General features: G+C 69.0%; 5 protein-coding genes. 3 read left to right on the top strand and 2 right to left on the bottom strand.

Annotated features, from left to right (window positions below):
* Positions 1-131 precede the first annotated feature (131 nt).
* Positions 132-4,508 (bottom strand): S8 family serine peptidase, encoded by a 4,377-nt coding sequence (locus AB0E63_RS45300; RefSeq protein ID WP_360380768.1) that lies wholly within the window; start codon positions 4,506-4,508, stop codon positions 132-134.
* 329 nt (positions 4,509-4,837) lie between these two features.
* On the opposite strand from AB0E63_RS45300, the gene AB0E63_RS45305 reads away from it, so the two are divergent.
* Together AB0E63_RS45305 and AB0E63_RS45310 are read left to right on the top strand one after the other, a co-directional pair.
* Positions 4,838-5,446, top strand: coding sequence for a winged helix-turn-helix domain-containing protein (locus AB0E63_RS45305; protein WP_360380770.1), 609 nt, complete (start codon positions 4,838-4,840; stop codon positions 5,444-5,446).
* A gap of 11 nt (positions 5,447-5,457) precedes the next feature.
* Positions 5,458-6,627: a threonine synthase gene (locus AB0E63_RS45310; RefSeq protein ID WP_360380773.1), complete on the top strand. Its 1,170-nt coding sequence runs from the start codon at positions 5,458-5,460 to the stop codon at positions 6,625-6,627.
* Here AB0E63_RS45310 and AB0E63_RS45315 read toward each other — a convergent pair.
* A complete protein-coding gene (locus tag AB0E63_RS45315; RefSeq protein ID WP_360380776.1) occupies positions 6,624-8,612 on the bottom strand; it encodes an alpha-1,4-glucan--maltose-1-phosphate maltosyltransferase in 1,989 nt (662 codons plus the stop codon). The two genes, AB0E63_RS45310 and AB0E63_RS45315, sit on opposite strands and share 4 nt — an antisense overlap.
* A gap of 205 nt (positions 8,613-8,817) precedes the next feature.
* On the opposite strand from AB0E63_RS45315, the gene glgP reads away from it, so the two are divergent.
* Positions 8,818-11,412 (top strand): alpha-glucan family phosphorylase, encoded by a 2,595-nt coding sequence (glgP, locus tag AB0E63_RS45320; RefSeq protein WP_360380779.1) that lies wholly within the window; start codon positions 8,818-8,820, stop codon positions 11,410-11,412.
* The last annotated feature ends 158 nt before the right edge of the window (positions 11,413-11,570 follow it).

Here is an 11,570-nt window from a genome sequence, read left to right on the forward strand (position 1 = left end):
GGCGGGGTGCGGGGCGCGTGGGTTTCTGTCCGGCGGGGTGCGCCGCTTGTGTGGCCGGGGGGGGGGTCGCCCCCTGTCCGCGCCCGGCCCCCCGCCCTTGGAGGGCGGGGGCCGGCCGGGTTAGTCAGGTGTTACTTGATGGACTTCAGGGCGAAGTCTTCGGTGACCGGGGTGCCGGCTACCAGTTTGGTGGTGCGGGTCTGGGGCTTGTAGCCGTCCTTGGCGGCGATCAGGGTGAGCGGGTTGTTGCGACGGTCCAGCCAGTAGGCGTAGTTGCCGTCCTTGTCGGTGATGAAGGTGTACGACTGCGCCCACGAGTCCACCTGCAGGATCGCGCCCGGGAGCGGTGCGGTGACGCCGGCCGAGCTGACGCCCGAGACGGTGCCCTGCAGCTTGCTCCAGGTGGTCGGCGGGGTGACGTTCATCGTCACGCCGACCGGTGCGACCGAGTAGGGGGTGTTCTCGCCGATCGTGACCCCGCCGGAGTACGTCCCCGGCTGGTCCACGTTCGCGGTGAGCGTGACCTTGACGATCGTCGACGCGCCCGGGGCCAGCGTGGCCTCGCTCTTGTCGATGGACAGCCAGCTCACGTCCGCCGACGACTCGGCGCAGTCCTCGAGACCCGGCAGGGCCTCACTGTCGACCGTGGCGGTGAAGCCACCGGACGAGCCACCGACCTTGTAGAAGCCGCAGGCCGCGCCACCGCGGTACCGCGGCAGGTTGGCGTTCGGCAGGGCGGTCCAGCTGTCCGCGGCCGGGTCGTACGAGAACCCGGCGTTGGTGACAGCACCGGCCTGCACGCCGCCGACGATCAGCAGCTTGCCGCCGGCGACGGCGTACGACGCCGCCCAGTGGTCGGACGGGGCGTCCGCGACCGCGGTCCAGGAGTCGGCTCCCGGGTCGTAGACGTACGCCGACTTCAGCGAGTTCGTACCGTCGTTACCACCGGCGCAGTACACCTTGCCGTCGATGGCACCGCAGGACGCGAACGCGACCGACTTCGGGTAGTTCGCCAGCGTCTCCCACGCGTTGGCGGCCGGGTCGTACCGGACCACCGTGTTGCTCATCGGGAGGCAGCCGGAGGTCGTGCAGCCACCGACGGCGTACAGCTTGCCGTCCGCGACAGCCTGACCGGCCGCGGCCCGCGGAGCCGGGTTGGCGGCCACCGAGGTCCAGGCGTTGGCGGCCGGGTCGTAGGCCCAGGTCGCCGCGTCCGGACCCGAGACGCCCCAGCCGGAGCTGGCGATGATCTTGCCACCGACGACGCCGACGGTGACGGCGTTACGGGCGGCCGGCAGCGGAGCGATGGCGGTCCAGGCCAGCGCCGCCGGGTCGTACACGTAGCTGCTCGCGCTCGACGCACTACCGTTGCCACCGGCAATCGAGTAGATCTTGCCGTCGAGGTTGACCACCCGGTTGTCCATCACGGTCGCGGGGTAGTCGGCGATGTCGGTCCACGGCGCCGCGAGCGGCTTCGCGACGGCCGGCGTACCGGCCGTCTTGCCCGACAGTATGTTGGCGAACGAGGTCTGCACCGCGAGCCGCTGCAGCGGGGCACCGGTGCCGTTCAGCACCTGCGCCTTCGTGGTCTTGGTGCCGTTCGCGTTCTCCAGGACGAAGCCGCCGTCCTTCTCACCGAACTTCACGTCGACGTCCGCGCCACCGGTGTTGGTGACGGTGAACGACTTGGTGACCTTGCCGGTGGGCAGCTTCAGGTTGCCCGTCACGCTGCCCGGCGTGACGCTCAGCCGGCCGGCCTTCAGGGAGTAGTCGGCCACGGTCGTCCAGTCGGCCTCGACTCCGACGGTCGCGGTCGAGGTGACGTAGTTGCCGGCCTTGGCGGTGAAGCCCTGGTCGCCGTCCGCGGACGAGTACAGCCAGTAGAAGCCGTCGTTCAGACCGGTGTCCTCGGGCGTCGCCACGGTGGTCGCGGACTCGGAGCTGCCGTCACGGGTGACGACCGCGCCGTTCACGAAGCCGTTCGTGTTGGCGTCCTTGACGTTTCCGACGACGATGCCGCCGCCGGTCGGCTCACAGGTGATCTGGCTGCCGATCAGCACGCTGTCGACCTCCCACCACCATTCGTACGAGGCGTCCCAGTAGTGGAACCGCACCTGTACGGCGGACTTGCCGGCCGCCTGCGGAATCGCGATCTCCTTGACTCCACGGGCGTCCGTGATCTGGGTCAGCGCGGTGGTCCAGGTGGCGCCGCCGTCGATCGACAGGTCCACGTCGGCCTTCTCACCGCTCAGCCAGTTGAGGTCCTGGTTGAACCGGATCACCGGGGCGGTGACCGCGCTCAGGTCCACGACCGGGCTGACCAGCGACGTGTCCTGCAGGCCGCCGGGACCGTACTTGTCGCTGTCGATGACCGCGAACTTGCCGCTGCCACCGGACAGGTTGCCCCGGTTACCCGGGTCGTTGAACTGCCAGACCTGGCCGTTGCCCTTGTTGTCGACGACGGTCCAGCCACTCGGGGCCGCACCGGAGTCGAAGGTCTCGTAGACACCGTCGGAGCCGTACTTGTAGCCCGGCGCCGTGGTGCACGAGTCACTGAGGACGGGGACTGCGACGTTCTTGGTCAGGTTGCTGCTGCCGACCGTGATCGGCAGGCTGACCGTCTGGTAGCCCGGGAGCTGCGACTCGATCTTGAGCGAGTACGCGGCACCGGCCGGCACCTTCAGGCTGTAGCGGCCGTTGCTCGGGGTGGTGTAGTCGAACACACCGCCCGGACCCTCGACGCTCACCTTCGCGTACAGCGGCCAGCCGTGGCCGGAGCCGTCCGTGATGGTGCCGCCGACGCTCACCTGCGGCGAGCTCACCAAGGCGAAGTCCTTGGTGGTGGTCTGACCGGTGGTGATGCTGACCGTGGCCGTCTGGGTCTGGTACCCGAATGACGCCACCGTCAGGTCGTAGCTCCCGGCCGGCAGGACCGACGAGAACGTGCCGGTGCTGCTGGTGGTCAGGACCTTGTCGGGCTGGCCGGCCGTCTTCACCGTCACGCTGGCGCCGGCGAGGGCGGCACCACCGGTGGCGGCGGTGACCTTGCCGGTCAGGGTGCCAGTGTCGCCGATCGGCGCGGCCTGCAGCAGTGCGAGCGCGTCGAGACGACCCTGTCCGAAGACGTTGTTGTTCTCCGGGGTGCCGCCGCACTGGCTGTTCGGCGCGTCGACCGCGGTCTGGTTCAGCAGCGCCCGGGTGGCGTTGACGTCACCCTTCAGAGCCGGCGAGGCCGACCACAGCAGCGCGATGGTGGCCGCGAGGTGTGGCGTGGCCATCGACGTACCGTTGAAGCTGCCGTAGGTGTTGCCGGGCAGGCTGGAACGGACGTTGACGCCGGGGGCCGAGATGTTCGGCTTGATCGTGCCGTTCTGACCGACACCACGGCCGGAGAACGACGCGATGTTGTTGTTGATGTCGTAGGCACCGGCCGAGTAGTTGCTGGTCAGGCTGCCCGGCGAACCGGAGGTGTTGCAGCCGCCCTCACCACTGTTGCCGTTGGCGAACGCACCGAAGATCCCGGACGCGGTCCAGGCCAGGGTGATGTCCTCCATGAACGGGTCGTTCGACGGCAGCGTCGAGCCCCACGAGTTGTTGATGACGTTCGGCCGCTTGCTCGCGTCCGGGTTCTGCCCGGCGAGGTTGGTCGGCTCGAGCATCCACTGACCGGAGGTGATCAGCGCCTCGTCGCTCGGGCAGCAGCCGTTCGCGGCGATCCACTTCACGCCCGGCGCGACACCTACCTGGTTGCCCGCGCCGTCGTCGCCGACCATGGTGCCCATCGTGTGGGTGCCGTGGCCGTTGCCGTCGGCCGGCTGGTTCGGCGAGGTGCCGGCCGCGTCGAACCAGTTGTAGTTGTGGTCGAAGGTGCCGTCGCCGTTGTTGCCGCGGTACTGCTTCACCAGCGCCGGGTGGTCGAACTGCACGCCGGTGTCGATGCTGGCGACGACGATGCCCTCGCCCTTGTCACCGAACTGCGACCACACCTGGTCGGCCTTGATGTTCGCGATACCCCACTCGACGGCGTTGATCTCGTGCTCGGTCGTGCCCTGGGTGACCTTGGGCACCTCGATCGCGACCGGGGCGTACAGACCCTCGACCTCGGTGTGGGTGGCCAGGTTCTGGGCCAGGGTGAGTGACCCGCCCTGGATGCGGATCGCGTTCGTACCCCAGAAGGCGGTGTACTTCACGTGCTGTGCGTCCAGTTCGGCGCGGATCTTCGCCTGGCTGTCCGCGGCGGTCTTGCGCAGCGCCGCGGCCACGGCGGTGCCGCGCTCGTTCCAGTCGGTGATCTTGCTCGCGGCGGTCAGATCGGCCTTCGGTGCGAACCGGACCCAGTAGTCCGTCGCGGCCTTGGCGTCCTTGCCCTCCAGCTTCGACAGCAGTTCCGGCTTGATCTTGGCAGCCGGTGCCGGTGTGGCTTCAGGTTTGGTAGGTGGTGCGGCCTGCGCCTGGCCGGCCGCGGCCAGCCCGGTGGCCAGGACGGCCACCGTCGCGAGGGCACCCACCAGAGATCTGGTGAGTCCCCTTCGTGGTTGATGTGACATCTCTGCAGCCCCTCACTTGACAGACCCCGAGTTGACTCCCCCGAGTCATCGGTGCAGAGGTGCATGGAGGTTCGCGTTGGGCGGTTGGACCGGTTGGGCGAACGCTCCGTGCCCCCCAGGTCGCGGCATGTGACACCGCGAGCCTGACGTGGACCTTATGTGTCAGAACAACGTGGTAACAAGCACACCTCGTGAGCAACATGTGACTAGCTGTCGCACCGATCGAGGCAAAGTGGTCAAACGTTGGCAGTCCGTTGACGATCCCGGGCAGAGGTTGACATCGTGATCGGATGGTCACCGCCCGTGTCCCCGCCCCTGCGGACGTCGATCTGACCACGACCGGTCCGGAGCCGTTCCCGCTGCTGATAGCGGTCGCGGCCTCGCCCGAGCAGCGTGTTCGGCTCGCCGAGCTCGTCGACGACGTCGCTCCGCTGCTGCTGGTCTCCAGTCTCGACGAACTCCGCAAGCTGCTCGTGCCCGCGCAGCAGCCCCCGCCCGCCGCCCCCGAGCACCCCGAACCGCCCGAGCCGAACGTGGTCGACTCCGTCGCGTCGCGCACGTCGGGGGAGGAGCCGGACGCCGACGTCCTGACGATCGACCGGGCCCGCTCGGTCGCCCGCTGGCGTGGCCGCGAGATCCAGCTCACCGAGCTCGAGCACGACCTGCTCACCCGGCTGATGTCCACTCCCGTCCGGGTCTGGACGTACGACGCTCTGCACCAGACCGTGTGGCGCAACCGGGACCTCCGCGGCACCGCCGACGTGCACTCGGTGGTGAAGCGCCTGCGCCGCAAACTCGACGAACTCGGCACCACGGTCACCATCGACGCCGTCCGCGGCATCGGCTTCCGTCTCACCGATCACCAACGCCCATCGGTCACCAGCCTCCGGGCGGGGTAGTTTCTGCAGGTGTGACGTTCTCTGCGCTGAGTCATCTCGAGTGCCCTCGTTGTGGATCCGTCCACGACGCCGACCAGGTCATCGGCCTCTGCCCGTGCGGTTCACCGCTGCTGGCCAGGTACGACGTCAGCGCGGTGACGCTGACCAAGGACGAACTGGCCACCCGGCCGCCGGATCTGTGGCGGTACCACGAGCTGCTCCCGGTGCGGTCCGCGGACAACGTGGTGAGCCTGGGGGAGGGGATGACGCCGCTGCTGCCGTTGCCGCGGTACGGGCGTGAGGTCGGGGTCGACCGGCTGCTGATGAAGGATGAGGGGCTGATCCCGACCGGTACGTTCAAGGCCCGGGGTGCGGCGGTGGGCGTGTCCCGTGCGTACGAGGTCGGCGTACGGAAGATCGCGATGCCGACGAACGGGAACGCTGGGTCGGCTTGGGCCGCGTACGCCGCGCGGGCCGGGATTGAGGCGTTGATCGCGATGCCGATCGCGGCGCCGGAGATCTGCCGGCGCGAGGTGAGCGTGGTCGGCGCCGAACTGCACCTGATCGACGGGCTGATCGGCGATGCCGGTGCGTTCATCCGTGCGGAGCTGGCCAGCCGCGAGGGGTACCTCGACGTGTCGACGCTGAAGGAGCCGTACCGGATCGAGGGCAAGAAGACGATGGGCCTCGAGATCGCCGAGCAGTTCGGCTGGCAGCTGCCCGACGTGATCCTCTACCCGACCGGCGGCGGTGTCGGCATCATCGGGATCTGGAAGGCGCTCGTCGAGTTGCGCGAGCTCGGCTGGATCGACGGTCCGCTGCCGCGGCTGGTCGCCGTACAGGCCACCGGCTGCGCGCCGATCGTGCGGGCGTGGGAGAAGGGCCTGCCGGAGAGCGAGCCGTGGCCGGATGCGCAAACCGTTGCCTTCGGCATCACCGTGCCGAAGGCGTTGGGTGACTTCCTCGTCCTGCAGGCGATCGCGGAGACCGACGGGTGCGCCGTGGCCGTCGACGATGAGGACATCCTCGCCGAGCAGCACCTCGTCGCCCGGCTCGAAGGCGCCTTCATCTGTCCCGAAGGCGCCGCGAACTTCGCCGCCGTCCGCCGGCTCCGCGAGTCCGGCTGGATCCGCGCCGACGACCAGGTCGTAGCCCTCAACACCGGGGCGGGCCTCAAGTACCCGGAAACCGTCCCGCTCTAGGCCTGGCCGCGGCGGACGGCGAGGATGTGGCAGGGCTCGCCGTTGGGGTCGAGCTTGACGTAGTTCTGCTGGCCCCAGCGCCAGGTGGCTCCGGTGATCTCGTCGTACACGGTGAAGGTGTCCTCTGGGCGCATTCCGAGGGCGGCCATGTCGAGGTGGACCATCGACTCGCGGACCGAGTGCGGGTCGGTGTTCACCACGATGATGATGGTGTCGCTGTGCCCGTCGGGTGCGGTCGTGCGCTTGGAGTAGCACATGATCGCCTCGTCCTCGACGGAGTGCAGCGAGAGGTTGCGCAGCTGCTGCAGGGCCGGGTGCCGGCGGCGGACCGTGTTCAGCAACGTCAGGTACGGCGCCAGCGTGCGACCCTCGGCCGCCGCGGCCTCCCAGTCCCGCGGGCGGAGCTGGAACTTCTCCGTGTCCAGGTACTCCTCCGAGCCCGGCCGCAGTGCGACGTGCTCGAACAGCTCGAAACCGGCGTACACACCCCAGGTCGGTGACGCCGTCGCCGCGATCGCCGCCCGGATCTTGAAGGCGCCGGGTCCGCCGTACTGCAGGTAGGCGGTGAGGATGTCCGGTGTGTTGACGAAGAAGTTCGGCCGCAGGAAGTGGCCGGTCTCCTTGGTCAGCTCCTGCAGATACTCCTCCAGCTCCCACTTCTCGTTGCGCCAGGTGAAGTACGTGTAGGACTGGTGGAACCCGACCTTGGCCAGCTCGTGCATCATCGGCCGCCGGGTGAACGCCTCGGACAGGAACACCACGTCCGGGTCGGTCTTGCGGATCTCGCCGAGCAGGTACTCCCAGAAGTTCACCGGCTTGGTGTGCGGGTTGTCGACCCGGAACACCGTGACGCCGTGCGAGATCCACAGCTTCACGATCCGCAGCACCTCGGCGTAGATGCCTTCGGGATCGTTGTCGAAGTTGATCGGGTAAATGTCCTGGTACTTCTTCGGCGGGTTCTCGGCGTACGCGATCGAGCCGTCCGCGCGGACGCTGAACCACTTCGGGTGCTCGGTCACCCAGGGGTGGTCCGGCGAGGCCTGCAGGGCCAGGTCGATGGCCACCTCGAGGCCCGCCTCACGAGCACGGCCGACGAAGTAGTCGAAGTCCTCGAAGGTGCCGAGCTCGGGGTGGATCGCGTCGTGCCCGCCTTCGGCCGAACCGATCGCCCACGGCGAACCCGGGTCACCGGGCTTCGGGTCGAGGGTGTTGTTCGGGCCCTTGCGGAACGCGTGCCCGATCGGGTGCACCGGCGGCACGTAGAGGATGTCGAAGCCCATCTTCGCGACCGCGGGAAGCCGCTCGGCCGCGGTCCGGAAGGTCCCGGACGTCCATGTCTCCGACTCCTCGTCGTACTTCGCTCCCTCGGACCGGGGGAAGAACTCGTACCAGCTGCCGTACAGCGCGCGCTCGCGGTCGACCCACACCGGGTAGGTCTCCGACGAGGTGATCAGCTCGCGGACCGGATACCGCCCGAGCGAGGCTCGCACCTGCGGCGAGATTCCCGCGGCCAGCCGGGCCTCCGGTGGCAGCGCCCCGTTGGCCAGCGCGTGCGCGGCATCGCCCAGCGTGGCCCGATCAGCCCGTACGGCGGGGGGCACACCGGCGGCCGCGCGGTCGAAGAACGCTGCGCCCTCGGCGAACATCAGGTCGACGTCGAGACCGGCCGGCACCTTGATCTCGGCGTTGTGCCGCCAGGTCCCGTACGGGTCGCTCCAGCCCTCGACCGCGAACGTCCACGCGCCCTGCTCCTGCAGCGTCACGTCGACCGTCCAGCGATCGCTGCCCTGCCCGACCGGGGTCATCAGCATCCGTCTGGTCTGTCCCGACGGCGAGGTCAGTACGACGTTCGCGTTCACCGCGTCGTGTCCCTCACGGAAGACCGTTGCCGCGATGGTGAACGTCTCGCCGACCGAGGCCTTGGCCGGATACGCTCCGGCGTCGACGGTCGGGGTGACGTCGGTGATCGGGATGCGCCCAGTCATGGCGTAGACGAACCTTCCCCTCAGAATGCGGACCCGCCCGATTACGGATCCGGCGGGTTGGGTAACTACATCGAGAACTACAGGACTGACGTTATCGGTTCCCAGTGCAGGTCTCCGCCATGCGCTCCTGCAAAATCTTGCTTGAGTTGCAAGATCGATGCATCCCGAGGGTGTTCTGCGACCCATGGCCCGGTACGGTGTCCCGGTGCGAGCGATACGACGATTCTCCGTCCGCCCTGTCCTGCCCGAGCCGCTGACCGGCCTGGGAACCCTGGTGAACAACCTCCGCTGGGCCTGGCACCCGGAGACGCAGGACGTCTTCGAGGCCGTCGACCCGCAGCTGTGGCGGAGCACCGGCGGTGACCCGGTCAAGCTTCTCGGTGAGGTCCCGGCGGCCCGGCTCGACGAGCTGGCCAACGACCACGCTTTCCTTCGCCGGCTGGAACTGGCCGTAGCCGACCTGGACAGCTACGTGACCGACAACCGGTGGTTCCAGGCCGAGGCCGGTACGCCGCTCAGCGCGGTGGCCTACTTCTCCCCGGAGTTCGGCATCACCCACGTGCTGCCGCAGTACTCCGGCGGTCTCGGCATCCTGGCCGGTGACCACCTGAAGGCAGCCAGTGACCTCGGTGTGCCGCTGATCGGTGTCGGCCTGCTGTACCGGCACGGCTACTTCGCGCAGTCGCTCAACCGTGAAGGCTGGCAGCAGGAGCGCTACCCGCTGGTGGACCCGGACGGGCTGCCGATCAGCCTGCTTCGCGATGGTGACGCCCCGGCGACCGTGACGCTGACCCTGCCGGGCAACCGGCAACTGCACGCGCAGATCTGGATCGCGCAGGTCGGCCGGGTGCCGCTGCTGATGCTCGACTCCGACATGGAGGAGAACGACCCGTCCGAGCGCGAGGTGACCGACCGGCTGTACGGCGGTTCGACCGAGCACCGGCTGCTCCAGGAGCTCCTGCTCGGCGTCGGCGGTGTCCGCGCGGTCCGCACGTACTGCCGGATCACCGGCCACCCGGCGCCCGAGGTGTTCCACACCAACGAGGGTCACGCCGGCTTCCTCGGCGTCGAGCGGATCCGCGAGCTGGCCGCCGACAAGGGCTTGGACTTCGACACCGCGCTCGAGGTGAACCGTGGTGGCACCGTGTTCACCACGCACACCCCGGTGCCGGCCGGCATCGACCGGTTCCCGGTCGAGCTGATCCAGCAGCACTTCTCGCCGGACGCGTTCGGCAAGGGCGTCCCGATCGACCGCATCCTCGAGCTCGGCGCCGAGGATTTCGAGGGCGGCGACCCGGGTGTGTTCAACATGGCGATCATGGGTCTGCGGCTGGCGCAGCGGGCCAACGGCGTGTCCAAGCTGCACGGCGTGGTTAGCCGGGGCATGTTCTCCGGACTGTGGCCGAGCTTCGACCCGGTCGACGTACCGATCACCTCGATCACCAACGGCGTGCACGCGCCGACCTGGGTGGCGCGGGAGATCCACGACCTGACCTACGCCAACTACACGGCCGAGGGCGACACCGTCTTCGAGGGTCTGGACAAGACCACCGACCAGCAGATCTGGGAGACCAAGCGGATCCTGCGGCAGCGGTTCATCGACGACACCCGGGCCCGGGTCCGGCAGTCCTGGCTCAACCGCGGTGCCAGCGAGGCCGAGCTCGGCTGGGTCGACTCGATCCTCGACCCGGACGTCCTGACGATGGGCTTCGCCCGGCGGGTTCCGTCGTACAAGCGGCTGACGCTGATGCTGCGCGACCCGGCCCGGCTGAAGGCGCTGCTGCTGCACCCGCAGCGGCCGGTCCAGATCGTCATCGCCGGCAAGGCGCACCCGCACGACGAGGGTGGCAAGAAGCTGATCCAGGAGATGGTCCGCTTCGCCGACGACCCGGAGATCCGGCACCGGATCGTGTTCGTGCCGGACTACGACATCGCGCTGGCGCAGCCGATGTACCCGGGCTGCGACGTCTGGCTGAACAACCCGCTGCGCCCGTACGAGGCGTGTGGCACGTCCGGTATGAAGGCGGCGCTGTGTGGCGCGCTGAACCTGTCCATCCGCGATGGCTGGTGGGACGAGTGGTACGACGACGAGTTCGGCTGGGCGATCCCGTCCGCCGAAGGGATCGAGGACACCGACCGGCGTGACGACCTCGAGGCGCACGCGCTGTACGACCTGATCGAGAAGCAGGTCGCGCCGCGGTTCTACGACGGCGCGGTGCCCGGTCGCTGGATCGAGATGCTGCGGCACACGATCAAGGAGCTCGGCCCGAAGGTGCTCGCCACCAGGATGGTTCGCGACTACGTCGAGCAGCTGTATGTGCCGGCCGCTCAGTCGTCACGGTCGCTGAACTCGACGTACGACGGTGCCCGCGAGCTGGCCGCGTGGAAGAAGAAGGTCCGGGCGGCGTGGGAGCAGATCCGGGTCGACCACGTGGAGCTGCAGGGATTGGGCGACGTACCGCAGCTCGGGACCACCGTCGGCATCCGCGCGTTCGCGGCGATCGGCGACCTGACCCCGGCCGACCTCTGCGTCGAGGTCCTGCACGGTCGCGTCGACACCAACGACGAGATCACCGACCCCGTGCGTACGTCGCTGTCGCTGGCGGAGACGTATGAGGGCAACCGGCACCGGTACGAGGGCGAGCTGAAGCTCGACCGCACCGGCCCGTTCGGCTACACCGTCCGCGTCGTCCCGAACCACACGGGCCTCGCCAGCCAAGCCGAAATGGGCCTCGCCGCCGGCCCCTCCGACCCCGAGGACCCCTCCACTCCCGACCTCCCCGCCGGCTCAGAATTCTGAGCCCCGCCCCGCCTGCCTCACCAGGCGGCGACCTGGGACAAGAACTGGGGGGGGGCGGCCACGGGTTGGTTTTGTGGGGGGCCCCCGGGGGGGGGGGGGGGGGGGGTGGGGGGGGGGGGGGTTGGGGGGGGGGGGGGGGGGTTTGGGAGAGGACACCG

Source organism: Kribbella sp. NPDC026596, assembly GCF_040638415.1.
Lineage (GTDB): Bacteria > Actinomycetota > Actinomycetes > Propionibacteriales > Kribbellaceae > Kribbella.